Origin of the sequence: Bradyrhizobium sp. CCGUVB23 (assembly GCF_024199885.1) — a bacterium.
GTDB lineage: Bacteria > Pseudomonadota > Alphaproteobacteria > Rhizobiales > Xanthobacteraceae > Bradyrhizobium.
In genome coordinates this window covers 4,340,794-4,365,992 of record NZ_JANADQ010000001.1, presented here as the reverse complement: position 1 = coordinate 4,365,992, position 25,199 = coordinate 4,340,794, and the positions used below count along the sequence as shown (strand labels likewise).

At 63.0% G+C, this 25,199-nt stretch carries 28 protein-coding genes and 1 tRNA gene; 19 read left to right on the top strand and 10 right to left on the bottom strand.

Annotated elements, in window-relative coordinates; genetic code table 11:
* Positions 1-28: 28 nt before the first annotated feature.
* The 3 genes from NLN62_RS19970 to NLN62_RS19960 all read right to left on the bottom strand — a co-directional run bounded on the left by NLN62_RS19970 (position 29) and on the right by NLN62_RS19960 (position 2,608).
* On the bottom strand, positions 29-2,035 hold the full coding sequence (locus NLN62_RS19970) for an SPFH domain-containing protein (protein ID WP_035664186.1): 2,007 nt from the start codon (positions 2,033-2,035) through the stop codon (positions 29-31).
* A gap of 200 nt (positions 2,036-2,235) precedes the next feature.
* Positions 2,236-2,312, bottom strand: a tRNA-Arg gene (locus tag NLN62_RS19965).
* Positions 2,313-2,413: 101 nt separating this feature from the next.
* Positions 2,414-2,608, bottom strand: coding sequence for a hypothetical protein (locus NLN62_RS19960; RefSeq protein WP_156944667.1), 195 nt, complete (start codon positions 2,606-2,608; stop codon positions 2,414-2,416).
* A gap of 111 nt (positions 2,609-2,719) precedes the next feature.
* Between NLN62_RS19960 and NLN62_RS19955 the strand changes: the two genes are divergently transcribed.
* Positions 2,720-3,073 (top strand): VOC family protein, encoded by a 354-nt coding sequence (locus tag NLN62_RS19955; protein ID WP_027526480.1) that lies wholly within the window; start codon positions 2,720-2,722, stop codon positions 3,071-3,073.
* Between the two features lie 123 nt (positions 3,074-3,196).
* Complete coding sequence (locus NLN62_RS19950) at positions 3,197-3,490, top strand: GYD domain-containing protein (protein WP_027526481.1); 294 nt, start codon at positions 3,197-3,199, stop codon at positions 3,488-3,490.
* Positions 3,491-3,610: 120 nt separating this feature from the next.
* On the opposite strand, the gene NLN62_RS19945 is transcribed toward NLN62_RS19950, so the two are convergent.
* Both NLN62_RS19945 and NLN62_RS19940 read right to left on the bottom strand, forming a co-directional pair.
* A complete protein-coding gene (locus NLN62_RS19945; protein ID WP_156944669.1) occupies positions 3,611-4,123 on the bottom strand; it encodes a hypothetical protein in 513 nt (170 codons plus the stop codon).
* A gap of 605 nt (positions 4,124-4,728) precedes the next feature.
* Entirely contained in the window at positions 4,729-5,757 is a 1,029-nt protein-coding gene (locus NLN62_RS19940; protein WP_027526483.1) for a hypothetical protein, read from the bottom strand.
* A gap of 231 nt (positions 5,758-5,988) precedes the next feature.
* Here NLN62_RS19940 and NLN62_RS19935 point away from each other — a divergent pair, with 231 nt between their 5' ends.
* Complete coding sequence (locus NLN62_RS19935; RefSeq protein ID WP_027526484.1) at positions 5,989-6,585, top strand: hypothetical protein; 597 nt, start codon at positions 5,989-5,991, stop codon at positions 6,583-6,585.
* 221 nt (positions 6,586-6,806) lie between these two features.
* Here NLN62_RS19935 and NLN62_RS19930 read toward each other — a convergent pair whose 3' ends face one another.
* Positions 6,807-7,019, bottom strand: a complete 213-nt coding sequence (locus tag NLN62_RS19930; RefSeq protein WP_027526485.1) for a hypothetical protein — start codon at positions 7,017-7,019, stop codon at positions 6,807-6,809.
* Positions 7,020-7,045: 26 nt separating this feature from the next.
* The gene (locus tag NLN62_RS19925; protein WP_027526486.1) at positions 7,046-8,053 is read right to left on the bottom strand and encodes a 2-dehydropantoate 2-reductase; all 1,008 of its coding nucleotides are present in this window, start codon (positions 8,051-8,053) and stop codon (positions 7,046-7,048) included.
* Positions 8,054-8,240: 187 nt separating this feature from the next.
* On the opposite strand from NLN62_RS19925, the gene NLN62_RS19920 reads away from it, so the two are divergent.
* Both NLN62_RS19920 and NLN62_RS19915 read left to right on the top strand, forming a co-directional pair.
* Positions 8,241-8,843 carry a YidB family protein gene (locus tag NLN62_RS19920; protein ID WP_027526487.1) on the top strand — a complete coding sequence of 201 codons (603 nt, stop codon included), beginning with the start codon at positions 8,241-8,243 and terminating at the stop codon, positions 8,841-8,843.
* 48 nt (positions 8,844-8,891) lie between these two features.
* Positions 8,892-9,158 (top strand): GlsB/YeaQ/YmgE family stress response membrane protein, encoded by a 267-nt coding sequence (locus NLN62_RS19915; RefSeq protein ID WP_027526488.1) that lies wholly within the window; start codon positions 8,892-8,894, stop codon positions 9,156-9,158.
* A 96-nt stretch (positions 9,159-9,254) separates the two neighbouring features.
* Here the strand turns inward: NLN62_RS19915 and NLN62_RS19910 are convergent, their stop codons facing one another.
* A complete protein-coding gene (locus NLN62_RS19910; RefSeq protein WP_027526489.1) occupies positions 9,255-10,040 on the bottom strand; it encodes an SDR family NAD(P)-dependent oxidoreductase in 786 nt (261 codons plus the stop codon).
* A 238-nt stretch (positions 10,041-10,278) separates the two neighbouring features.
* Between NLN62_RS19910 and NLN62_RS19905 the strand changes: the two genes are divergently transcribed.
* From NLN62_RS19905 to NLN62_RS19865, 9 genes are all read left to right on the top strand, one after another.
* Positions 10,279-11,343 carry an acyl-CoA dehydrogenase family protein gene (locus NLN62_RS19905; protein ID WP_027526490.1) on the top strand — a complete coding sequence of 355 codons (1,065 nt, stop codon included), beginning with the start codon at positions 10,279-10,281 and terminating at the stop codon, positions 11,341-11,343.
* A gap of 18 nt (positions 11,344-11,361) precedes the next feature.
* Positions 11,362-12,522, top strand: a complete 1,161-nt coding sequence (locus tag NLN62_RS19900) for an acyl-CoA dehydrogenase family protein (protein ID WP_027526491.1) — start codon at positions 11,362-11,364, stop codon at positions 12,520-12,522.
* A gap of 11 nt (positions 12,523-12,533) precedes the next feature.
* The gene (locus NLN62_RS19895; RefSeq protein ID WP_254109917.1) at positions 12,534-13,340 is read left to right on the top strand and encodes an enoyl-CoA hydratase/isomerase family protein; all 807 of its coding nucleotides are present in this window, start codon (positions 12,534-12,536) and stop codon (positions 13,338-13,340) included.
* Positions 13,341-13,527: 187 nt separating this feature from the next.
* A complete protein-coding gene (locus NLN62_RS19890; RefSeq protein WP_254109916.1) occupies positions 13,528-14,838 on the top strand; it encodes a tyrosine-type recombinase/integrase in 1,311 nt (436 codons plus the stop codon).
* 336 nt (positions 14,839-15,174) lie between these two features.
* The gene (locus NLN62_RS19885; RefSeq protein WP_254109915.1) at positions 15,175-15,525 is read left to right on the top strand and encodes a hypothetical protein; all 351 of its coding nucleotides are present in this window, start codon (positions 15,175-15,177) and stop codon (positions 15,523-15,525) included.
* Positions 15,526-15,564: 39 nt separating this feature from the next.
* Positions 15,565-15,942 (top strand): hypothetical protein, encoded by a 378-nt coding sequence (locus NLN62_RS19880; protein ID WP_254109914.1) that lies wholly within the window; start codon positions 15,565-15,567, stop codon positions 15,940-15,942.
* Positions 15,943-16,246: 304 nt separating this feature from the next.
* Positions 16,247-17,641 (top strand): primase-helicase family protein, encoded by a 1,395-nt coding sequence (locus NLN62_RS19875; RefSeq protein ID WP_254109913.1) that lies wholly within the window; start codon positions 16,247-16,249, stop codon positions 17,639-17,641.
* Between the two features lie 155 nt (positions 17,642-17,796).
* Entirely contained in the window at positions 17,797-18,255 is a 459-nt protein-coding gene (locus NLN62_RS19870; protein ID WP_254109912.1) for a hypothetical protein, read from the top strand.
* Positions 18,230-18,688: a hypothetical protein gene (locus NLN62_RS19865; RefSeq protein WP_254109911.1), complete on the top strand. Its 459-nt coding sequence runs from the start codon at positions 18,230-18,232 to the stop codon at positions 18,686-18,688. Before NLN62_RS19870 ends, NLN62_RS19865 begins: the two co-directional genes overlap by 26 nt.
* A 312-nt stretch (positions 18,689-19,000) precedes the next feature.
* Here the strand turns inward: NLN62_RS19865 and NLN62_RS19860 are convergent, their stop codons facing one another.
* Positions 19,001-19,294, bottom strand: a complete 294-nt coding sequence (locus tag NLN62_RS19860; protein ID WP_254109910.1) for a hypothetical protein — start codon at positions 19,292-19,294, stop codon at positions 19,001-19,003.
* Between the two features lie 357 nt (positions 19,295-19,651).
* Here NLN62_RS19860 and NLN62_RS19855 point away from each other — a divergent pair, with 357 nt between their 5' ends.
* From NLN62_RS19855 to NLN62_RS19840, 5 genes are all read left to right on the top strand, one after another.
* A complete protein-coding gene (locus NLN62_RS19855; RefSeq protein WP_254109909.1) occupies positions 19,652-20,881 on the top strand; it encodes a phage major capsid protein in 1,230 nt (409 codons plus the stop codon).
* Positions 20,882-20,890: 9 nt separating this feature from the next.
* Positions 20,891-21,103, top strand: coding sequence for a hypothetical protein (locus tag NLN62_RS19850; protein ID WP_254109908.1), 213 nt, complete (start codon positions 20,891-20,893; stop codon positions 21,101-21,103).
* A gap of 26 nt (positions 21,104-21,129) precedes the next feature.
* The gene (locus NLN62_RS19845) at positions 21,130-21,495 is read left to right on the top strand and encodes a hypothetical protein (RefSeq protein ID WP_254109907.1); all 366 of its coding nucleotides are present in this window, start codon (positions 21,130-21,132) and stop codon (positions 21,493-21,495) included.
* 365 nt (positions 21,496-21,860) lie between these two features.
* Positions 21,861-22,172 (top strand): PadR family transcriptional regulator, encoded by a 312-nt coding sequence (locus NLN62_RS53495; RefSeq protein ID WP_371933001.1) that lies wholly within the window; start codon positions 21,861-21,863, stop codon positions 22,170-22,172.
* On the top strand, positions 22,163-22,729 hold the full coding sequence (locus tag NLN62_RS19840) for a hypothetical protein (RefSeq protein WP_254109906.1): 567 nt from the start codon (positions 22,163-22,165) through the stop codon (positions 22,727-22,729). The genes NLN62_RS53495 and NLN62_RS19840 overlap by 10 nt, the downstream gene beginning before the upstream one ends.
* A gap of 347 nt (positions 22,730-23,076) precedes the next feature.
* Here NLN62_RS19840 and NLN62_RS19835 read toward each other — a convergent pair whose 3' ends face one another.
* A complete protein-coding gene (locus NLN62_RS19835; protein WP_254109905.1) occupies positions 23,077-25,191 on the bottom strand; it encodes an acetate--CoA ligase family protein in 2,115 nt (704 codons plus the stop codon).
* Positions 25,192-25,199 lie beyond the last annotated feature (8 nt).

The following is a 25,199-nucleotide window of genomic DNA, read 5'->3' as shown; positions in this document are numbered from 1 at the left end:
GGCTAAGCAAATCGGAGGCGGCCTGTGATCACTGGCCGTTGGCCTTGCGGGCCGCCTTCGGCGCCTCGTCCTTCAGCCGCTCCAGCGCATCCGGCATCATGCGGCCGAACATCGAGCTCAGCATCGCGGTCGGGATCAGGCCCGCATTGCCGGTCTCCTGGCCCGGTCCGCCGGACATCAGGAATTGCGGCACCAGCGGCTGGTTGATCCGGGTCAGGGCTTCCGCGAACTTCGTGAAGTTCTGCTCGGCCAGCCGGAACTCCGGACCGCCATAGGCCTCGACCGAGAGCTTGGTCGCCTGCGCGTTGGCGGCGCCGATCGCGAGCACCCGATCGGCCTCGCCCTGGCCCTCGAGCCGCGACTGCTCGCCGACCGCGGCTGCCGTCACCTTTCGGGTCTCGGCGTCCTTCTGCGCGCGGGCGAGTGCGGCGGCGCCCTCGTTCTCGTTCACCTTGATCTGGATCAGCGATTGCGTCAGCGCCGACTGCGCGGCCGCCGTCGCCTTGGCCTCGTTGAGCGCGCGCTCCTGCACCGCGGCCTTCTCCTGCTCCTGGTAAGTCTCGATCTGCTCGCGTGCGATCTGGCGCGAGCGGAGCTGGATCAGGATGTTCTCGATGGTGTGATCGCCGCTGGCGGCGCGCGGCGTACCGATCAGGACCTCCTGAAGGTCGAGCGAATAGCTTGCGAACTTCGCCTTCATCTCGGCCGCAGATTCCTCCTGGACCGACGCCCGGTTCTGGAGCAGCTCGATCAGCGTCATCTTCTGCGCGATGTTCTTGAAGAACGCGCTGACCATCGGATCGAGCGTCTGCTCGACGAGCTTCTTCACGTCGCCGAAGCGCTGGATGATCATCGGCGCCTTCTTGTAGTCGATATGCATCACCACCGAGAGCGGCAGCGTCGGCTCGAACGCGTCCTTGGTGATCAGCGAGATCTCCGACAGGTTCTCATCGAGCTTCATCGCACCGACCTCGCCGCGCACCCATTTCAGGATGAAGTTGACGGTCGGGATGATCTCGATCTTGCCCGCATAGGTGTTGAACGCGTATTTGCCGGGCAGCAGCGGATCCCGCCAGACGCCGCGGCCACCGTTGAGGACGAGCTCGCCATGGCGATACTGCTCGCCCGACACGTCGTCGGACTGCGGTCCGGTGTAGAAGATGACGACACCGACATTGCCGACCGGGATCACAGTCTTCGGCACCGCCTCGACGGTCGCGAACAGGCGGTTGATGTACCAGGTGCCCTCGACGATGATCTGGAGCTGCCGGCCGCGATAGCCGCCGGCCCTCAGGAATTGCTCGGGCTCCTGGAAATTGTTGTGAAAGGTCTCCCAGTCGCGCAAGTCGACGCCGACCTCGGGCGCGATGATCTCGCCAGGCGGCAGCGACGGGCCGTCATGCACGGTGACGATACCGACGAGGTCGTGATCGGCCGCGAGCACGACGGGCGCAAAGCCCCATCGCTCGGCGATCGTAAGCTGCATCGCGTCGAGCACGCCGCGCTCCTGTTCGCTCAGGGCATGACCGTAGACGCGATCGTCGGTGATGATCGCGAACTGCGTCGTGTTGATCGCATAGGTGCCTTCGCGCAGGATCTTGCGCTGCGGTCCCTTCTGCCCGCCACCGAGCAGGAATCGACGCGCGTCCTCGAAGTCCGACTTGTCCTCGGTGTCGTTGGCGCCGAGCACTTGCGAAGCGCCGAGCGGCGCGCCGTCGCGCGCGAACACATAGGCGATCTTGCCCTGTCCGACCGTGACGAGGTCCGATTTATGGATCCGGTACATGAACGGAAAGAACACGTGCAGGCCGCCGCGCAGCACTTCCGGCTCGTAGCCGGCTTCGCCGTTCAGCGCGATGAAGCCGCCTTCGATCGAGCCCTTCGTCGTCCACAGCTTCTCGACGATGCCGACCTGGTTGTTCGGGATATAACGAAAGATATTGGCAACGCGCAGCAGGATCAAAAACGCGACCGCTGCCGCGGCCCAAAGCGCGGGCTGGATCAGCCAGGCGCCATTGAAACCATTGAAGTCCATAGTTCATCTCCACAATTCGCAACTGGGCGACTTTGTTAACCAAAGCCACACCCCAGAATTGCGGGAGGCGAGATGTGAATACGGAGCCCGGTCTGCAAGACGAATGTCGCGTAAAGCCGTGCCAAACTTTTTTTATTGGCTACTTGACGGGCGGGGCAGAGTGAGAAAGGCGGCCGGTTCTGAAAAACCGCATTTGAGAATGGCGATCCCGGGATGACTCGAACATCCGACCTACGGTTTAGGAAACCGCCGCTCTATCCGGCTGAGCTACGGGACCGCGGAACCTGCAACGGGTGCAGGCACTTGGGGTCTCCATAGCAGAGCAGCTCGCAAATCGCCAGCGCTGCGATGCATCCAAACGGCGGCAATCCGGCGGTCTCAATCATGCTCCTCGAGTTGGGCCGCCGTGCCGTGAACCGGGCAATTCGCGTCAGGCGCGACCAGCATCCCGGACGGCTCCAGCTCATCCGTCTTGGAGTCGTGCGAGAACACCTGGCAGGTGCAGCCGAGCTCGATCGCCTCTGCCGTTCCAGGTTTTGGTAGCGCGCCGTCCGGTGTTGCAGGTACTCGCATCAGGACCTCCCGCCTGTTGGACGTCCGCATCTCCCCGCAATGCGAAACATTGGCCATCGTCAATCGTTTCATCAGCGCTCTAATATCTCCCAATCCACGGGGAGCGCCACCATGATCGAGAGCATCAGCGCCATCACGCTTGCCACCCATGACATGGCGCGCGCCGTCGGCTTTTACCGTTCGCTGGGCTTTGAGATTCTGCACGGCGGCGAAGCCCAGGCGTTCACGAGCTTCCGCGCCGGTCCAGGCTATCTCAACCTGATCGCCCAGCCGGCGGACAAGCGCTGGTCCTGGTGGGGCCGCGTCATCTTCTACGTCGCCGACGTCGATGCCATCCATCAGCGCGCGCTCACGGCAGGATGGCAGCCATCGACCGCGCCGCGCGATGCCGAATGGGGCGAGCGCTACTTCCATCTCACCGACCCTGACGGCCACGAGCTCAGTTTTGCAAGGCCGTTGTCCTGACCCGATAAGTCACGCCCGCTGACGTTCCCCAATGGGCAGGTGCGCCGTCTCAGCCGCTGTGGCAAGTTCGTCGCGGTTTCCTCATGCGAGAATTGTATCAGGCTCTAACCAGGGAGGACGACCATGGTGGCCTATGTCGTGCTGGGAAACTTCACTGATCAGGGAATCCGCAACGTCAAGGACTCGCCGAAGCGGGCCGACGCTTTCAAGGAAATGGCCAAGACGTTCGGCGTGACCGTGAAGGAGCTCGTCTGGACGCAAGGGCGATATGACTTTGTGACCCTTCTGGAGGCTCCAGATGAGCCGGCCGTGATGTCACTCAGTCTCAGTCTCGGCGCACTCGGCAATGTCCGTACCGAGACACTGCGCGCGTATTCGGCGGCGGATATGACGAAGATCGTCGGCAAAATGCTCTGAGATTTGAGTTCGCGTGGGCGCGACTGCAGCGGACCGGGATGGCGATCCCGGAGCCGCGGCCTCATTGTCGTCAGTCGGCATGCATCCGCAGCTTACCGATCCGAGGGGCAGCCCGACGTTCTATTTTGCTACAGACAGACGCACGGCCGCCACGAGGCTGTCCTTAAACTCGCCCTTCAAGGTAACAAACAAGCTCGACCATTTCCGGCTCCTGAACTCGCAGCCGCCCCGTGGACAATATTCTTTATCTCGATAGTCTCCGAAAACGACGCCAAGTAGGGTCATTCGACGACCCCACAGACGAAACAGGGCGCTACCCGATGCCCCGACTTCGAACTCGCAGTTCGTTTCAAATGTCTGCCAATCCCTTACGTCGCGTATTTGGCACTCCTGTATCGTCTTGTTGAACGGCCCGTCCTTGTCCGTCTTTCCTGTGGCTTCGATATCATAACCGACAACCGCCAGGACACGCTCCAGCTCCACCAAAATTTCGGGCTGTTCATAGATTTCGTATGGCGTCACGTCTGCGGGAAATGCGAGTTTTGCGACCGCCCAATCGGCGCTACCCTGTCTCGGTGCACTGTCGATGCATGGGCCCATCCATAGGGTCGCTGACAAGGGAACGGTCCGCATCTGCGCTCCCAGATAGTACTCGAATGTACACTTGTCAGGCGACGTCCGAAGCTTGCAAGTGTCCCGAAACGCATGAGCTACCGTCGTGATCACGTCGCGCGCTCCGGTCACTTGAGCTCTACTAGCTCCACCGGGACACCGTAAGATTCCACTTGCCGCAAAGCGGCTTCCAACCTCATCTGCAGAGAGACTGTTTGCTTCTGCGTACCCCTCTTCCGTCATTCGCCGGTTTCTATCCGCCAAGGCAACAGTGACTATCGGCTGCATGGGATGATCGTTGATAGTTTCATGGCCGTTGTAGAAGGACGCTGACACGCGGTCGGTACCAAGTCGCCGCATCTCCAATGAACCAACCTCGTTGTTTCCAGAAACAAGAAGGAGAACGCAAGGCAGGATGAACGCGCAATTCCTCATCACTTGAAGTAACCCCGGCATAAAGAATATGAGAGAGCTTTGGCTGAAACAAAGGGTGTGAAATCGCTTTCGAAAGCAGCAACGGCCGACTTCGTTTTTGCAATCCATCTCGTCTTCTTGGTGGCACCGTAATCGTGCGCTCACGGGACGAAGTGTAACAGCCCGAGCCGGGCCTTCAAGGCATCCTCAGCTCAGCGGTCCGCGGTGCAGCCGGGCAGATCGAACAGCGCCGTGAGCCCGCATTTCGAAGTCAGCATCTTGTCGCCGTCGTGACCGATGCCGGCGACGTCGAACAGCTTGTGATTGGGCGTGCCGTGGTCGCGTCCGGCCATTGCGTCCGCATAGGCGTGGCCGCGGGCGTAGCGATAGGGTCCTTGCGCTTTCGCCATGCAGCTGTTGTCGAGCGCTGGATGCTCTGGATTGGTGTCGAGCGTGCCGAGCAGATAGATCACCTCGCGCTCGACATAGCGCTGCTCGAGCGCGGCGGACGTTGCATCGCTCAGATAAGGCGGGCGATCGTTCATACCGTATTTCCAGTTGTCGTAGCCGGGACAGGAAGCGGCGATCGACGGCTCCGGCCGCTCCGCGCTGAAATATGCGTAGGACGATGGATTGGCGACGACGTAGCGCACCTCGATGTGTTGGCGCGACAGTTTCGCTTCGCCCCTGCCTGCGATGGCATAGCGCTGCGCGACCTGGCCGCCGCCGGAATGACCGGCGACCACGACCTGCTTGAGATTCGGGAAGATGCGCCGGTCGCCAAACCTGGCGAGGATCGCATCGAGCGCCTCGAACGAGGAGGCCGGGCTCGGTGCGAGCGCGGCCTCGCCGCCCTCCCACCCCTCCAGCGACCAGCGCAGCGTCTCGTCAGGCAACTTGTACGCATCGATATCGACCTGCGCCAGAAACTGCGGAACGATCATGATGGTGGCCCGGCCCTCGTCGCTGGCCGCCGCTTGCGCCGTCCGCGCCGACTTGTAATAGACATCCGCATTGCGCAGGCGCCCGTGCAGCACGATGACGGCGCGGGTGATCGATGGCAGCGGCAGCGCCCAATCGCTGGAGAGATAAAGTGGCAGGACGGCGTGATCGCCGACCGCAAGGCGCGCATCGGCGACCGCCTTCACCGGCGCAAGGTTGGGCGTGGCCTCATCGGCGGCATTCGCGTGACACGACAGCAGCGCCAACGCGATCGTTGCGACAAATGTCCGCCATTTCATTGCCAAAAATCCTCTCCGCGCGAAGGCTTGACTTGGAGCCCTCTTGACTTGAAGCCTTCTTGCAACTCTATGCGCATCGCGTGCCATGCCGCTGTGACTGGCCGGCCACGTCAAGCAAAAAATGTCAGCAATGCAGCCATGAAAATGTCGGGTTCCATGGGTGACAAGTGGCTGGAAACAGGCGAAAATTCGACTGAATCAGTTGAGTTCCACAAAGATTGCATCTGTTGAATGTCGTTCGTGATCGCTTCGCGTAGCGCGAGATTGTTGCTTGGCTTGACTGCAGGGCTCGCCCTGCTGATGCCCGCGCATGCCCATGCGCAATGGTGGAAACGCGCGCCGGGCGATTTCGAGGAATGCGCCGACCGGGCCGAGAAATACGCAACCAGGCAGGAGAAGACGGCGGCGCTCGCCGAGTGCAACGCCAAATTCGCCGGCCGCCGCAAGGCGGGTGGCGGGTACACCTACTACGACTTCCTCCAGGATCGCAGCTTCGATATCGCCGGTCCCAATCCGACGCCGGAGGAACAGAAGAAGATCGACGAATCCTACGCCGCCTATCTCGCCAATCAGCGCCGTGCCAACCTGGCTGCCGAAGCCGCCGCCAAACAGCAGCAACAGCAGGAGCAACGGCAACAGCAAGTCCAGCAGGTTGCACTCCGCACCGAGGCCGAGCGCGTGCCGGTTCCGGTCGAGCGGCCCAAACAGCCGCGGCCGAAGGCATGCACCAAGGGCTCGTTCTCCTGCGAATGGCCGCGGCTGTCGGAGAGCTTGAACGAACTGAAGAAGCTGTTCAGCCCCACGCCGAGCAAGGCGAAGAAGGGGTGAAGCCCTCGCGCCGTCCCTGCGAGCCGGGGTCGGGCACTCTCCTTACCCTCCGCCGTCATCGCCCGACTTGATCAGGCGATCCGGTATTCCAGAGACGACTTTGATTGAATCGATAGGCCGCCGCGTACTGGATTCCCCGCTTTCTCGGGGAATGACAGCGGAGCGTGTAGCCTCGAGCCTCGTCCAACTGGCCTTGATAAGCCACAACATCCTGCGGCGCATCAGTTCGTATGCTTCTTCCTGGTCCGCTTCTGCGTGGTCGCCGGCGGATTGGTCGGTGCAACCGTCGTCGTGCCGCTTGGCGCCGATCGGCTCTCCTGCAACCGCCTGTCGTAGCCGGGCGACGGTGTGACGGTCGGCGGACGGGCCTGCGCGAGGGTGGATGCACCGCAGAGCATCGCAACCGCAATCGCCGTCATCGGAACGGGTTTCATCGGCATGCCTCCGGTCGGACCGGCTCTCACCCACCGCCCCGGATCTGCTGCGGCGTCAGGCGCGGCGGGCCGTTGCCCGCGCTCTCAGCCTGCCTGATCAGCGCAGCAATGCGGCGGCACAGCGGCACGTCCACGCCGTGCTGGTCCGCCAGCGCGATGATCGCCCCTTGCAGATAGTCGATCTCGGTCTTGCGTCGCTGCTTCAGATCCTGCCACATCGAGGAGCGTGCCTCGGGATCGATCTTCATGGTCCGCCCCAGGATCACGTTGAAGATCATGTCGGGCAGTCGCAGCAGGGTCGGCGTCCAGCGCGGCGGTATCGGCGTCGCCGACACCGGGTTGATGCCAGCCGCCGTCATCGCCGCAAGCCCCTCGGCCATCTGGTCCGCGAACAGCCTTCGCCAGTCCCGGTTCGCAAGCTGCGCGGCAAGCGGCATGTCGGACAACGCGCTGAGCGCATTGTTCAGATTGATGACCAGCTTGCCCCATTGCACGCCGGTGATGTCCGCGCTCGCGCGCATCGCGAGCCCCGGCACGGACAGCGTCGCAGCGGTATCGGCCTGATCCTTCTCGACATGAATGTCGCCCGAGGTCGAACGGTGGAAGCGCCCCTCGCCCATCGCGATCACGTTGAACGGCACCATGCCCGCGAGCACACGCCGCCCCGGCAGCTTGTCGCGCAGGATCCCCACATTGCCGACGCCGTTCTGCAAGGAGACGATGACGGCATCGTCCGGCGCGTTCCGGGCGATCAGCTCGGCGACCTCAGTCGTGTCGGCGCTCTTCACCGTCACCAAGACCACGCCAACACGGTGAAAAATCGAGGCATCTTCCGACAGCGCGAGCTGGCCTGCGGAGAGCCGCCGCTCGGATCCGTCGAAATCGGTCAGGCGCAGGCCGAACCGCTCGATCTCGGTCTTCACCCGCGGCCGCACCAGGAGTGCCACGCGGCGGCCGGCGGCCGCGAGCATGCCGCCGACGAAGCAGCCGATGGCCCCCGCGCCCGCCACGGCGATCGGTCGATCCGTCACCATGTGCTCCTGAAACCGCTTGCCGCTTTCGACAGCGGCGTTGACCAGACCTTCATTATTTGACCTTCGATAGCAAAGGCCGCGCCGCTTGCCCATCGGCCGCTGCGGTTGCGGTGCGACCGCCTTGTAACCGTCATGAGAGCCCCATATGTTTTCGCCCCGGGGGCAGGTTCAGCGGCAGGAGAGCACCATGGGTCTACTCGACGTCCTCAACGGCATGCAGAACGGCCCGCGCGGGTCAAGCACGCCGAGCTCGCAAAGCTCGCAAGAATCGTCCGGCGGCATGTCGCCGATGAGCATGGCAATCCTTGGTCTGTTGGCGTGGAAAGCGTTCAAGCATTTGACGGCAGGCCAGGGTGACGCGGCGCCGCAATCGTCGCCACTGCCGCCGCCCACGCCGGCGAATGCGGGCGGGCAAGCGCTTCCGGGCGGCGCGCCCGGCGGCGGCGGGCTTAGTGATGTGCTGAAGGGCGGCCTCGGCGGCCTGCTCGCGGGCGGCGCGGCCGGCAGCGTGCTCAGTGGCGGGCTCGGCGATCTCCTCAACCAGCTCCAGCAAGGCGGTCATGGCGAAACCGCGAATTCCTGGGTCGGCAAGGGCGAGAACAAGCCGATCGCACCGGGCGATCTCGCCAATGCGCTCGGCGCCGACCAGATCCAGAGCCTGTCAGCCCAGAGCGGCCTGTCGCGTGACGAGCTTCTGTCCGGTCTCAGCCAGTATCTGCCGAAGGTGATCGATCACCTGACGCCGGATGGACGGCTGCCGACCGAGAACGAGCTGTCTGGCCGAATCTGACCGAGCTCTGACGTCAGTCGTATCGTTGCTGCAAGGGGAGTTGCGAACATGGGCGGGATTATCTGGGTCATCATCGTCGGTTTCGTCGCCGGCCTCATCGCGCGCTGGCTGATGCCGGGACCGAAAAATCCGCAGGGCTTCATCCTCACCACCGTCCTCGGCATCGTCGGCGCGTTTCTGGCGACGTTTATCGGCCAGGCCATCGGCCATTACAGCCTGGACCAGGGTGCCGGCTTCATCACCGCCACGATCGGCGCGGTGGTGGTGCTGTTCATCTGGCACCGCCTGGTGGCAAGCGGCGTGATCAAGGGTTGACGCCTATACTCCGTCATTCCGGGGCGATGCGTCAGCATCGAACCCGGAATCTCGAGATTCCGGGTTCACGCTTCGCGTGTCCCGGAATGACATCAATCACGTAATCAAATGCAGACCGGCATCCATGCGCACGATCTCGCCGGTCATGTTGCTGGAGGCCGGCGTCGCCAGGAAGCAGACGAGCTGTGCGATGTCGTCGGCGCTTGAGGCGACGTTGAGCGGCACCTTCGCGACCACGTTGTCGCGGACCTGCTTGGCGGCATCCTCGCCGCGGCCCTTGGTGAACCAGGGCGTGTCGATATAGCCGGGGCAAACGGTGTTGACGCGGATCAGCGGCGCAAGCGCGCGCGCCAGCGAGAGCGTGATGGTGTTGAGCGCGCCCTTGCTTGCGGCATAGGCGATCGATGACCCGACGCCGCTGATGCCGGCAACCGAGGAGACGTTCACCACCGCCGACGCCCGCCCCGAGGCGTTCGCGCCGGCCTCGAGCAGCTTGCGCGCCGCACGCACCATCTGGAACGGACCGATAGTGTTGACGCCATAGAGCCGCTGAAAATCTTCGGCCGACAAACCGTCGAGATTGGCGTGAGCGACGTGCTTGGTCGTGCCGGCATTGTTGACGAGCGCGTCGAGCCGGCCCCAGGCCTCCGCCGCCGCGACGATCCTGCGGCAATCCTCGTCGCGCGAGACATCGCCCTGTGCGATCACGACCTCGGCTGCGCCTGCCTTGCGGCAGACCTCCGCGGTGGCCTCGGCTTCTTTCTGGCTCGAGGAATAGTTGATGACGAGCCGCGCTCCGCTTCGCGCGAGAATCTCCGCGGTCGCCGCCCCAAGGCCGGATGCGGACCCCGTCACGATTGCGCACAAGCCGTCCTTTGCCATCCGGTTATCCTCTCTTGTCTTCAATGCCAGCGGTCCTGTTTAGCGAGTTTGCGGACGGCTGCAAATCGATCAAACTCCGCTAAGCGGAATTAGTCTTTTGGCCCATGCCCGCGCCGCAGGCGGACCTGCGATCAACGCTTGTCAGGGCCGTGGCTTTTTCCGATCATCGGGCGCAAGAAGAGAGCTGCGCACCCGCTCAAAAAGACGGATGCGCCAAGGACAAAACACGGGGAACGCTGTGGCGGAGAGTGACAACATCGTCGTCGAGACTGCGGAGAAGATCTTCGCCGATCTCGCCGATCCGCAAACCATCAACAACGACAAGAAGGACGCGTGGAAAGCGCCGCTCTGGCAGGCGCTGAGCGAGGCCGGACTGCCCCTGGCGTGGGTGCCGGACGATCTTGGCGGCTCCGGCGCGAGCCTTGCCGATGGATTTGCGCTGCTGAATGCGGCCGGTCGTTTTGCGATCGCGGTTCCCCTCGCCGAAACCATGCTCGCCGGCTGGCTGCTCGCGCAGGCGAAGATCGCCTCCCCCGAGGGCGAGATGACGGTGCTGCCGGCGAGCCCGAAGGACCGCATCACTCTCGATCCCGACGGCTCGCTCTCCGGCCGCGTCCGCGGCGTGCCCTTTGCGAAAGCGGCCAGGCATTTTGCTGTGCTGACGCATGACGCAAGCGGCGTATCCATCGCGCTGGTCGATGCCGGCAAGGCTAAGGTCGAGGCCGGGCTCAATGTCGGCTACGACGACAGCGATGTCGTAACGCTCGACAAGATCGCGCCCATCACAATCAAGCCCGCGCCAAACCATCTTGACCAGACCACGGTGATGTTGATGGGAGGCGTCGCGCGCAGCCTCCAGATTGCGGGCGCGCTGGAATCCATGCTCGACATTTCCGTGCGCTATTCCAACGAGCGCGTCGCGTTCGAAAAGAAGATCTCGAAATTCCAGGCGGTGCAGCACAACCTCGCAAAGCTCGCTGGCGAATCCGCCGCAGCGCTGGCGGCGGCAACCTCCGCCGCGGATGCGATTGCGAACGCGACCGCCTTCAACGACGCGGTCTATCTCGAAGCCGCCTCCGCAAAAATCCGCTGCGCGGAAGCCGCCGAGAAGGGTGGCGCCATCGCGCATCAGGTGCACGGTGCGATCGGGTTCACCATCGAGCACATATTGCATCGCTATTCGCTGCGGGCGCTGGCCTGGCGCGACGATTTCGGCTCGGAGAGCTACTGGGCCGTCGAGCTCGGCAAGCTCGTTGCTGCCAGAGGCGCCGATGAATTGTGGCCGCTGGTGGCGTCACGGTGAGTTCAGGGAACGAGACACATGACTGCTGCCCTCCGTTTCGATCCGATCCGCCTGCCGCCCAAATGCGAGGAGCTGCGCAAGGAAGTGCGCGCCTTCCTCGCCGAAGAAATGGCCCGCGGCACCTTCAACCCGTTCAAGCCCAATCGCGAAGACACCGACGTGCCGGAATTCTCCCGCCGCGTCGGCGAGCGCGGCTGGATCGGGATCACCTGGCCGAAGAAATATGGCGGCCATGAGCGCTCCTTCCTCGAGCGCTACGTGGTGACCGAAGAAATGCGCGTTGCGAATGCGCCGACGCGTCGCTTCTTCGTCGCCGACCGGCAGAGCGGACCGATCCTGCTGAAATACGCGCCGGAGCACATCAAGATGGACATCCTGCCGCGCATCTGCCGCGGCGAATTGTGCTTTGCCATCGGCATGAGCGAGCCGAATTCGGGCTCCGACCTGTTCGCCGCGAAGACACGCGCGACCAAGACCGACGGCGGCTATCTCATCAACGGCACCAAGATCTGGACCTCGTCGGCGCACATCGCCGACTACATGATCGCGATCTTCCGCACCTCGCAGCCGACCAAGGAAAACCGCCGCCACGGCCTGACGCAGTTCCTGGTCAAGATGAAGCAGCCCGGCATCAAGGTGAACCCGATCGGCCAGATCACCGGCCAGTACGAGTTCAACGAGGTCGTCTTCACCGATTACTTCATTCCGGATGATCACGTGCTGGGCGAAGTCGACGGCGCCTGGAAGCAGGCGACATCCGAGCTCGCTTACGAGCGCTCGGGTCCCGAGCGCTTCCTCGAAACCTACTACGTGCTGACCGAGCTGGTACGCGCGGTCGGCAACGATCCGGATACACGCAGCGCCGAAGGCATCGGCCGGCTCGTCGCGCAGCTCCACACCATGCGGCGCATGTCGGTCTCCGTTGCCGGCATGTTGCAGGCCGGCAAGGAGCCCGTGGTCGAAGCCTCCATCGTCAAGGACATCGGTACGGTGTGGGAGCAGCAACTGCCGCATCGCGTGCGCGATCTCGCCGCCTTCGTCGAGGAGACCGCCAGCAATCGCGAGACGCTGGAGCGGCAGCTCGATTTCGCCATCAAGACCGCGCCGAAACTCACCATCCAGGGCGGCACCACCGAAGTGCTCCGCGGCATCATCGCCCGCGGACTTGGTTTGCGCTAACGAGGATCATCATGAGCAGCTACAAGGATATCGGCGTCGAGAAGGTCGGGCACGTCGGCACCATCGAGATCCGCCGCCCGCCGCTCAACTTCTTCGACATCTCCCTGATCAACCAGATAGCGGACGCGCTCGACGAGTTCGATCGCGACATCGAGATCCGCGCCTCCGTGCTCTCCGCACAGGGGAAGGCGTTCTGCGCCGGCGCCAATTTCAACGACCCGGCGCGGCAGGAGCAGGAGGCGCGCGCGGCAAAAGGCGATCCGGCCGATAGCCTCGGGCCGATCAACCATCTCTACATCCAGGCCGTACGCATCTTCCGCGCCAAGAAGCCGATCGTCGCCGCCGTGCAGGGCGCTGCCATCGGCGGCGGGCTCGGGCTCGCGGTGTCAGCGGATTTCCGCGTCACCTGCCCGGAGGCGCGCTTCTCCGCGAACTTCACAAAACTCGGCTTCCATCCGGGCTTTGGCCTGACGGTCACGCTGCCCGAGCTGATCGGCAAGAACAACGCCGAGCTGATGTTCTACACCAGCCGCCGCGTCACCGGCGAAGAGGCCTACAAATGGGGCCTCGCCAACGAGCTGGTGCCGCAGGACCAGGTGAAGCCGGCTGCGATGAAGCTGGCGAGCGAGATCGCCGAGTGCTCGCCGCTCGGCCTGCTCTCCACCCGCGCCACGATGCGCGCAGGCCTCGCCGACCGCGTGATGGCCGCAACCAACCACGAGCTCGCCGAACAGTCGAGGCTGCGCGCGACTGAAGATTTCAAGGAAGGTGTCAAGGCGACGGAAGAGCGAAGGGTCGCGAACTTCAAAGGGCGGTGATTGCATTCTTCCTTCTCCCCTTGCGGGGGTAGATGGGGTATAATCTCGGGCAGTACCGGACGTCAACGGAGGTGCAGGAAACCCTTGTAAACAAGGGGTTTCCGCACATATTGGGCAGTAACGGGCAGCGCCCGACACCCCCAAAATCCGTTGTGCCCCCGTTGGGCCCCGAGAGGAATCCGACCCCATGTCCGACACCATCGAACTGACCGACAGCCTCGTGAACAAGGCGACGTGCCCGCCCGACAAGTCGCAGCATTTCATCCGCGATAGCAAGCAGCGCGGGCTGGCGCTGCGGCTGCGATCGACCGGCGGCAAGTCCTATGTCGCGTTCGTCACCCGGCCCGGCATGAAGGGCTCACACAAGGTGACGATCGGCGCGCCGGGCAAAGTCTCCGTCGCGGCCGCGCGCAAGAAGGCCGCCGCCATCGTCGGCGCCGACGGCGACATCATCGCGCAGCGCCGCCAGCAACGGGAAGCCGACAAGGCCGCCGCCGCCGACAAGGTGCTAACGCTCTCTGCGCTGTTGCGTGAGGGCGGGCCGTATGAGACGGCGCTGAAGGCGCGGCACTACAAGAACACCAAGACCGCGCTCTCGGCGCTGCGGCGGCGTCTGTTGCCCCAGTACAAGACCACCGATATTCGCAAGCTGGAGCGGTGGCACATTGTCAGCGAGATGGACAAGCTGACATCGGGCGCGGCCAAGGATCTGCGAAAACATGCATCGGTGTTTCTGTCGTGGTGCTGCGACGTCAAGCACTACATCAAGTTCAATCCGATGTCGGGTTTTCGCGTTCAGAAGAAGACCAAGGCCGAGCGATTGGCCGAACAGGCGGCCCGCAAGCGCAAGCAGCGCGCGCTCAGCGACGACGAGATCAGGCAGGTGTGGATTGCGGCGGGCAACGCCGGGACGTTCGGCTTGTTGGTGAAATTCTGTGTCCTCAGTGGCACGCGCCGCTCCGAGCCGACCTATCTGACGTGGTCGCAGCACGTGCTGCCTGATCGGATCGTGATCGAGGCCGCCCACACCAAGCAGGGCCGCCCGCATGAGATCCCGCGATCGGCGCTGATTGATGACGTCCTCGCCAGCGCCAAGGCGTATCAGCGATCGAGCGACCTGATTTTTCCGTCACCGCGCAAGGCCACGCGCTTGGGCGACTTCACCCGTCGTACCGACGCGCTGATCAAGCAGGCGGGCACGGCGAAATGGACAATGCACGATCTGCGACGAACGGCGCGAACGATCATGAGCCGCTGCGGCTTTAGCGATGCCGCGCAGCGGCTGGCCGTCGGGCAGCAGGTCGGTGATGAACTGGACGCCACCTACAATTTCGATCCGCAGTGGGACCTGCGGCGCGCGGCATTCACCGCGCTTCACCGCTATCTCGCGGCGGTGCTCGCGGGCGAGGACGCCGATGCAGTGGCCAAAGCCGAGCGGGCGAATGCGCAGCGCGTCGAATTGCTGGCGCGGCTGGCGGTGCTACAAGAGGCCGCGTGAGGAATTGCAGTACTACACCCTGAGATTGCTGACCGCGCAGAAAAACCCGAAGCCCGGCAATGACTTGCCGGGATGGGGGCTGCACTTTTGCCAAGTGGCACGTCAGTGCAGGACTTGCACGCGTGCAGACTTGCCTATTTCTGCCGATGTTTGGCCAATCGCTTTTTCGATTGAGTTTTCAGGCGCTTGACCGACACCGCCCTCGGCACATATCGTGCCGCGTATTGGCGCCGAGGGTCCTGAATTGCCCGGTGACGCGACCAATCTAATTTCGGTAGGCCCATTGCAGGCACACCGCCGGAAATCATCCTGACAATCGAACCGGAGATTTGGATCATGTCGTCTCGCGACATGGTGGCGGCGCATGCGGCGTTGCGCGCCAAGCACAAGGCCGCGAAGGCGAGGCCCAAACCGCGCAAGCCTCATCTGCGCCGCAACGGCATTCCGCCGCACCCCGACTTCGACATCGACAAGCTGCCACCGTCGGCGCTGCTCACGCCCCTTGAGGTGGCGGCGGTCAAGCGCTGCTCGCTGTCGACCATCGCCAAACACCGCGCCGACCCGGCGCACAAGCTGAAGTGGGTCGACGTTGACGGTCATCCGAGGTGCCGCGCCCGCGATCTGCTCGACGATCTGGCGCGCAGCACCAAGGTGATGCTGAGCGAGCTGGATGGAAGGCGCGGATGATTAAGTGTTCACAGTGAACACTTACCTAAAGGAGGCCCAATGTCGCGAGGTCTTGGCAAATGGCAGAGGTGGGTGTGGGGGACCATCCTGAGCCACGGCAAGCCGATGACGTTTGAAGATTTCCGCGCCGCGCTCGATCGCGCCGCCGGTGTTGGGCCGGACATGGTGCTGCGGCCATCGGTTGCGCGCTCGCTGCGGCGGGCGCTGCATGGCATGACGGAGACCGGCGGCTTGATCGCGATGGGCGACGGCGGGCGCACTGAGCCGTTTCGCTATTTCATTCATCCACTGTGGATAGGGACGATGGGCAAGACGCCGGAAGCCGACGCGCTGATAAAGGCGCTTGAGAACGATCCCGGCGCGGAGAAGGCTGCGGCCGTTAGCATGGCAAAAATGTTCGCGCCCTCTATACGATGACTTCGGACGCGACACCGATCAAAGCGACAGACCTCGACGACAAAGACAGGGCAGCGATAGCCCCTTGAGAGATGAAGCCGCGCCATGGTGGCGCAGCGAGGAGCCAGACCTCACCATGATGCAGAGACAGACATGTCGTATGCATAGGAAGGCCGCCGCGACAGCACGACGCGACGGCCAGAGGACGCGCTATTGAGCTATGGACGTAGGTCAAACACGCGACTGAACCATAGCATCCTCCGCTCGTTCACGCCAAGTGCCCAACGTCGCGGCGGTCCTTCTTCGAAGGGAAGGACTGAAGACCATGCACACCACTGTCAGCCCCGACGTCCGGTCCGAGGATGATACCGCGCCGCTAGGTTACGAGGATTTTCTGGCCTACCTGCCCAGTCACAAGTACATCTTCATCCCGACGCGCGAACCGTGGCCGAAGGAGAGCGTGAACGCGCGGCTCAAGCCAAGGGACAGCGGCAAACTGGATGACGAGGGCAACCCCATCTTCCTGGCCGCGTCGGTGTGGCTCGACAAGAACCGCGCGGTGACGCAGACGACGTGGTCGCCCGGCGACGAAATGCTGCTCCGCGACTTGGTCGTCGACAACGCGGGCTTCGCCGACAAGGACGGCGCGCGCATCTTCAACACCTATCGCCCGCCGGTCAATCCGCGAAGCCTGCCCAAGGGCAACGTGACGCTGTGGCTCCGTCATATCGTCAAGCTCTACGGCAAGGTTGCCGCCCGCCACATCGTGCGATGGTTCGCCCATCGCGTGCAGCACCCGGACATCAAGATCAACCACGCGATCATGCTCGGCGGCGAGCAGGGCATCGGCAAGGACACGCTGCTGGAGCCGGTCCGCCGTGCGGTCGGGCCGTGGAATTGTGCGAGCATATCGGCGGAGCAGGCGATGCATCGCAACAACAAGTTCGTGCGCTCCGTGCTGCTGGTGATCAACGAGGCGCGCGATCTCGGCGACTTCGACCGCTTCGCCTTCTATGATCACGCCAAGATCTACATCGCCGCGCCGCCGGACGTGCTGCAGGTCAACGAGAAGTACATCGGCGAATATTACATCCCCAATGTGTGCGGCGTGGTGATCACGACCAACCATCGGAACGACGGAATTTTCCTCGATCCCGACGACCGCCGCCATTTCGTGGCGTGGAGCAACTGTGCCAAGGAGGACTTCGACCAGACCTACTGGGACAGGCTCTGGCACTGGTACGAGCACGGCGGCTTCGAGGCTGTGGCGCAGTATCTCGCAACCCTCGACGTCACCTGCTTCAATCCGAAGGCGCCGCCGAAGAAGACCGAGGCGTTCTTCGAGATCATCAACGCCAACCGCTCGACCGAGGATGCCGAACTGGCTGACCTGCTCGAGGACATGCAGGAGGCGAAGCAGAAGGCAGGCAAGGCCCTTGATACGATCACGCTGAGGCAACTGATTGCCAAGGCGGCGGCAAGCGAGGGCCGCCACACCGAGATCTCATGGTGGCTGCAGGACAGGAGCAACGCCCGGCGTATCCCGCACCGGCTGGAGGCCTGCGGCTTCGTCCCGGTGCGCAATCCCGACGCCGACGATGGCCTGTGGCGGATCCGTGGCAGGCGGCAGGTGATCTACGCCCGCAAGGACCTCACCGAACAGCAGCGACTGGAGGCTGTCCGTCAGCGACTGGAGGCCATCCGTCAGTCGTGTCAGTAAAGTCAGTGATCTTCCTCTTGTTATCCAAAAACAAAATTCCGACGAGAAGAGGAAAACCACTGACATCACCTACACCCCTGACGCAAGCGTCAGTGATGTAGGTGAAGACGCGCCTAAAGGCGCGCGACAATGGAACGGGAGGAGCTTTATTTCTCATGCCGGAACGCATTGTCGAGAGCACCAAGCGCGTGAATGTCTGGCAGCTGCTGCATGCCGGAGGACTGGCGGAAGGCGCCTGTACGACGCTGCAAATCGATCATGGGGCCGGTCTGGAGGGGTGCCTGCGCCTGACGTGCGAGGGCGGAGATCTGGTGATCGAGGGCGGCCCGCGCGTGGCGGTGATCTGGCAGGAATGGTTGCCGGGCTGCTGTCGACCGTGGTTTTCTTGCCCTAAGTGCACACGGCCGTGCGGAGATTTATTTCTGTGCGATGAGATCGCGTGTCGCCTGTGTCTCAAATTGAAGTATCGTCGGCCGTATGGCGACCGGCTGTACCGGATGCGGCGCCGTCTTTTGGTGGCGAGGCACAATCGTCGGGCGATTGCCGCCGAGATCCGGCTGCTCGAACTGCAGATGATACGAGGCACCGATGGCAAACGGACTGATCGAGGCTGACGTTCTGGCGATCGTGCGCGCTGTCGCTAATGGCCAGACTGAGCGCGACGTTGCGAAGGCGTTCGGGCTGTCGATTGCCGCCGTGCGCGACGTCGTCAGCCAAGCAGCAGGCGACAGATTGAGCGGCGAAGCGATGCGCCGCGAGATCTTGCTCGAAGTCACCCGCCTCGATCAATTGCTCGCGAAGTATCACAGCGAGGCCCTGTCGGATGAGCCACATCGCCATGCATCAGCGGCGATCTATCACAAGCTCGCCCAGCGCAAGCACGAGGTCTGCGGACTGAGCCCGGCCACTGGTGTTGGCTTCACCATCATCACCAGCACGCCTGCGCCACAGCAGCGGACCTCGACGGACCAATTGCGCGAGGTGCTCGACGAACTGATCGGCAAGCAGCAGCCAGCGCTGCCGAAGCCTGATGACGTCATTCACTAGAGGTTGTATCGCATCTATCGCGCACCCGCCAACCTGTCGCACGGTTGCTCCCCGCTTGTGCCCTCGCACCTACACGCCAGCAATCTGCAGCCAGATCAGCTGCTTATCGCCGATCCCTTTCCCCTGCGGAGGAAGGCGGCTCAACCGGCAATCACTTGCCAGTTATCAGCCGACGGTTGTGCTAGGGGGCGGTTCTCGGCTTGGGCGTGAGTGTGCTGGCAAGGGGGCTCGGGAGCCGCCCTCCCGCTCGCAAACCCGAAATTTCAAAGTTCCAAATGTCAGTCCCGAGCGACATTTGGAACCAGCAGGTGTTTACATCACCGCAATTGTTGTCAACGTTATTGCCGGACCACAGAAGCCCGCTGGTGCGCGTTTGTGTTGCCCGATGTCTCGCGCCGTCCGCGCAGAAATAGCGCACCGCTGCGCCGCGCTCGCGACTGGGGCGGCAAAAAGCGACGCATGCGTCGCATTTGAAAGCACCGGCTCGACGCGCGCCGCGAGATCGGGGCGGTCGCGGTGGAGATGGCCAAGAGTGCGGCTCACGCTGTTCGAACTATGGCTGCTGGTTTTCAAGTGGCCATTGGCCACTTGATTTTCCTTTGCCACTTTTGATTTCCGGATCGACCGATAAAGGTAGTGTCTTCTGGGCTGTCACTACCTTTTCTCGGACGTCCGGCGGGCACCGGATCTCGGTGGCGTCGTCGAGCAGCTCACGATCATTGGCTTGCTGCATTTTGGCGTGCTGACGAAACCAGCAGTGCTATGATGTCGTGGCCGTGTCGATTGCGGCGACTCCAGTGAATGATGATCTCCGACGAGCCGGGTGCCTCCTTCCCGGCTCGTCTCGCGTTGAATTTTTCAGCGCGAGGTGACTCAGGCTTTTCCAGCGCAGAACGGCAGTAGGATTTGCGGCAGGAGGTCATTGCCGCGATGCCAGACGCGGCCTCACTGGAGTGAGCGACAATGCTCAATGCTGCCGAGGCGGGCATCCTGCGCGAGCTGCAGGAGGCCTTTGACCGTGGCGATGCCGCCACGCAGGCGCGACTGGCCGCGCTGGAAAGTTCTATCGATAATTTGTTTGTTCGCGCTGGTCGTCCCGGTCATGCCGCCGACAACGACAACATCGACCAGCGCAAGAGCGCGATCGAGTATTGCCTGCTGCGGCGCGAATTGCTGACGCCGAAGATCGAGGGCGATGTCGTCGTCGACTATGTGCCCAGCCACGACGAGATCAATCAGGCGACGCTGGCCAGAAAGGCAATCAGGAATCTCTTCCGCCGCCGCGATCCGAACCTGCTCGATGCGCAGGAGCGCAAGAGCCTGTCGAGTTTTGCGTTCGGCGCCTCCAATTCGTTCATCCTGCCGCCCGAACTTTCCGGCCGCGTGCTCAGCTGTTTGGTCACGCAGACCGATGTCACCGCGCTGGTCGGCTCGCAGGCGATCTCGGGACCGAGCCTCAAGCTGCCGCTCGACAACGTGGTGCTCGATGTCGCGGGCTTCGCCTGCGAGGCGAGTTGCTGGGCCAACAATCCCAATCCGGATTTTTCCGGGCTTGGGGAGATCGAGATCAAGCCGGAATCATTGCGCTATGTCGTCTGCGCGCCGAGCGATTTGCTCGCCGATAGCTCGTTCAACATCGAAGCGTGGGTGCTCGGCAAGGTCGCCACCGCGTTTCGCGATCGGCTGTCGGCTTCGATCATGACCGGCACTGGCATCGGCATGCCGCAAGGCATCCTGCATCCGAACAGCGGCATCCCGGTCTGCGAGACCAGCGAGAACACGCCAGCGGGGACCTTCACTTGGCAAGATCTCGTGATGCTGATGGCCCAGGTCCCGATGCAGTGGCAGGGTGGCGCACGGTTCTGGATGAACCAAAAAACATTCAGCATGTTGCTGTCGATGTCGTCGACCGACGGCCGTCCGCTGCTCAACCCGACATTCCAGAGCGTGCCCGGCTTCAACTTCATGGGCGTGCCGATCGACATCAACAACTTCATGCCCGACATCGCACCGGGCGCAACGCCGATCGCCTATGGCAACTGGAATGCGGCCTATCTCTTGGTGCGCAGGAGCGGCGTCACCATGCTGGCCGATCCCTATTCGGCCGGGTGGTGCGTCCTGTTTCGCTTCGACACCCGCGTCGGCGGCGGCATCCTGTGCCCGAACGCGGCGCGGCTGCTCAGGATCAGGTGAGGTCAAGCGATGCATGGCGATTTTGATCCGGCGATCTATCAGGACATCCTGAAAGCCGTGCGCGCGGCGAACGAGAAGATCACCGAGGCCGAGCACAACAACAGCGACAGCCTCGCCGAATTGCGCGCCCGCGCCGCGAAGCTGGAGGCATTGATCACCGACAGGCTGCGCATCCTCGAGGAGCGGCTTGCCGCGCTGGAGGCTCAGGATCAAGTGAGGTGATGCGCACCATGACTGGACACGCTTCATTGATCGCCGAGATGGATCAGGCTGCCGATGCGATGCGCGAGAGCGGCGCGCACGTGCGGCGCCACGACCTGCAGCTCGTGTTTCGTGAAATCCAGCAAGCGCACATGCCGCATTTGTCGCGTGAGCAGTGGCTGGAGCTGTTCGAGCTGTGGCTGGAGCGCGACCTCGCGCGGCTGCAGACGGAGCGCAGGCGCACGCTGAACGCGATCCTCGACGCGATCGAATCGGCGGCGAAGGCGAACGGTCCGGGCAAGATCAGGTGTGTTTGCGGTGCCGTGCTCAAAGATCCGGGCGACCCGGCGACGATGGCGGAGCATGCGCCGCACGTCGCGACGATAGCGGGGCTGCGGCGGCTGGCGCGATAATGTTCTGGCCGAGAATATCCGTCCGGCGGTGATCACACGAGCAGAATTCCCGGTGCAGTCCGGCTCGACGCGCGCCAAGCAATCAAAGGAGGTTGCGCGATGCTGCGCTGCCGGATGGACACATCCCCGGTAATGCCCGGATGTTGCGGTGGGGCGACATTTGCTGGAAATTAGCGAGTACGGGTATAGATTCGCATAAATAACAGGCAAGCGCCTGTTCGTAACTCACCCGGCGCCTACGTAGTGCGTTGCGCCGAGAAGGCGCCCGGGTGTCCAATCATCTCACGCGCTCACGGTGATTCGAGGCTTTTGCGAATCAACAGGGACTGCTATGTAGCAAATCTACATAGGGGAGATGTGAGGCGATGGTAACGAGTAAGCAACCGCGCGTTAGCGCAAAGGGACTGAAAGTGCTGCACGCATTCGTAGATGCAGGAAACCGCGAGCTTTCCGGCGCTGACATCGCCGAGCGAACGGCCATCCTGTCAGGGACGCTCTACCCTATTCTGATCAGGTTCAAGTCAGCTGGTTGGCTGAAGGACCGTTGGGAAGATGACGAGCCAGTCGAGCTTGGCCGCCCTAAGCGGCGGTACTACAGGCTCACTGCCGCAGGCCAAGCGGCTTATCGGCAAAACCTTCCGACCGCCGTGCCCAAGGGAGGTCTTGCATGGGCATGACGCTTGTCGGGATTCTCGCGACGATCCTCATCAGTCTCTTCGTCCGCTTGCTCGGCGTCGAGATTGGCGTTCGGCACCTGCCGGTCTGCCGTTGGCTTGTAAAGGTTGCGGCTGCCCGACTACCAGCAGAGGAGCGCGCGGCCATCGAGAGCGAATGGCTTGCGGTGATTGAAGATCTGCGCAGCCCCACGGCGCAGCTCTTGCACTCGCTGAGTTACGTCGTGTCTGCATTTCGCATTCGACGGGCAATCGCGCCAGAGACACGCCTCGAGTCATTCAAAAGAAGCCTATTGATCGGGCAATTGACAGCCCTTGGTGCTTCGTTCGGGGTGGCAGCGGCTCTGCTAAACAAATACGAAGCGACATTGACCCCATTCATCCGGTCGCACATCGCGAATTCTCGGCCTGTCGCATTCGCAGTGTTGGTAGCACTCATTTTGGCAACGGCCATGGCGTTCTACCTTAGTCATCGACTCTCGATTTGGGCCTTCCATCTCCGGGAAAAGCGGCGGCAAGCACGGCTGACCGCTGCCGATCGCGATTTTATAGGCGACTAAGATTCCACAAACATTGTGGGGGATTACTCACCCGGCGGACGAGTTGGACCCACGTTGTACCCCGCAAGCCGACGCCGTTGGGCAAAACGCGTAAGTAATTGATCAACCTCACTTAACTTCAGGAAAAATCCGAAGCCTCGTCCCCTTGCGGGAGAAGGTGGCGCGAAGCGCCGGATGAGGGGTTCTATCCGCGCATTCGCTGCAACAGAGTTGTACGCGGAAAGAACCCCTCACCCGACTGACATTGCGGGACGGCGGAGCTGCCCTCTCCCACAAGGGGAGAGGGCACAGCAATTCGCATCGCATTTGCCACAACCTGCTTTACCCTCTTGCGCAAGTGAGTGGCTTCACCTTCGCCCCACCACCAGCGCGTCCACAATCGTCACGCCCTGTCCCTCCGGATGCACCAGAACCGGGTTGAGCTCGATCTCCGCAATCTCCCCAGCATGCCGTGCCGCAAGCACGGAAATGTCAGCGATGAACTGCGCCAGTGCCGCGACATCCGCCTTGGCTGCACCGCGGAATCCGTTCAGCAGCGGCGCCGCTTTCAACGCGGCCAGCATCGCGCCGGCCTCCGCCGCGCTCACCGGCGCCGGGCGGTAGACAACGTCGCGGAACAACTCGGTCGTAATGCCGCCAAGCCCCACCATCACCATCGGGCCGAACGTCTTGTCCGTCATCGTGCCAACGATGATCTCGACGCCCTTCTTCGTCATGGGTGCGAGCAACACGCCCTGAACCGCGGCATCCGGCCGATGCCTGCGCGCATTGTTCAGGAGCTGCTCGAACGCCAGGAACACCTCGCCCTTGGTGGTGACGTTCACCCGCACGCCGCCGACCTCGCTCTTGTGCGGGATGTCGGGTGACTGGATCTTCATCACCAGCGGAAAGCCGACACGCGCGATCGCGTCGTCAAGTCCGCTCTTCTCCGCAACCAGCACCTCCTCCGGCAGCGCGATGCCGGCCGCACGGAGCAAGGCCTTGCTGTCGGCCTCGGACAGGACCGGCGATTGCAAAAATGCCGAGAGATCGTGCGCCGGTCGCCGCAACTCTTCCGCAGGCTTGGGCAGGTCAAACGTCGCGAAGTCAACAAGCTGCCGCAGCGCAACGCCGACATGGGCGAGGCCCGACAGCACCACGACGCCCGACTTGGCGAGCTCTCGCCGCGCAAAATCAGACGGCAGCGTGTAGGAATAGAACACGACCGACTTTTTCTGTGCCGCCAGCACCGGCTTCAGCTCCTCCTCCTTGAAGGGCATCCGCACCTCGCTCGACAGCGACAGCATGACGAGGATCGCATCGACCTCGTTGGATGCGGTGAGCAGATCGACGCTTCGTTGCAGGCCGCCCGAGGTTACGCCCTGGGCGGTGACATCGATCGGGTTGCGCGCCGTGCCGTATGACGGCATCAATGCCCTGATCTCCGCCTGAATGGACCTGGAGAGCTCCGGGACCTGCAAGCCCCTGAGCGCCACCGCATCCGTGCCCCAGATGCCCGCGCCGCCGGACACGGTGACGACAGCAACGCGATCACCTTTCGGCAGCGGGTTGCCGGCAAACACCGCGGCGATCGTCAGCGCCTCGTCGAGATCGTTGGAGACGATGAAGCCGTACTTTGCGAACACTGCGTCATAAGCTGCTGACCAGCCGGCCATGCTGGCAGTGTGCGAAGCGGCCGCGCGTTCGCCGGCACCGGAGCGACCAACCTTGGTGACGATGACTGGCTTCTTGATTTCGGCGGCTCGCTGGGCGGCCACCAGGAATTTCTCGACGTCCCGGATGCCCTCGATGAACAGCAGGATCACGTCGGTCGAGGCGTCCTGCACCAGGTAGTCCAGAAACTCGCCGGCGCCGAGATCGGACTCGTTGCCGGTAGAGACGACGTAGCTCACGGCAACCCCGAGCGCCTTCGCACGGTTATAATAGGCAAAGCCGATGCCGCCACTCTGCGCGACGATGCCGATCCGCCGCGCGGTCGCAACCAGCGGCGCCTGGCCCGGCTTGACGTCGACCGCCGGGCTGAAGGTCGCCGCTACGCGCTGCACATGGCTGAGAAAGCCTTCGGCATTCGGGCCGGAGATGCGCATGCCCGTGCGCCGTGCCAGATCGGCGATTGCCTCCTGCATCGCGGTGCTGTCGCCGCCCTCCTCGGCAAAACCGGACGAGATGATGACGGCATTCTTCACCCCGGCGGCGGCGCATTGCTCGAGCGCCGGCAGCACCGCACGCGCCGGGATGATGATGACGGCAAGATCGATCGGCGCGCCGATGTCCGCGATCGACTTGTGGCAGGGAAGCCCGTCGATCCCGGTGTAGTTCGGGTTCACCGGATAGATCTTGCCGTGATACTCGTTCCTACGCAGCATCGACAGCAGCCGCCCCGGGATCTTCTCATGATCGCGCGAGGCGCCGATTAGCGCGATGCTTGCCGGCGCGAAGAAGCTGTCGAGCGGATGCGGCATGTGGCGGG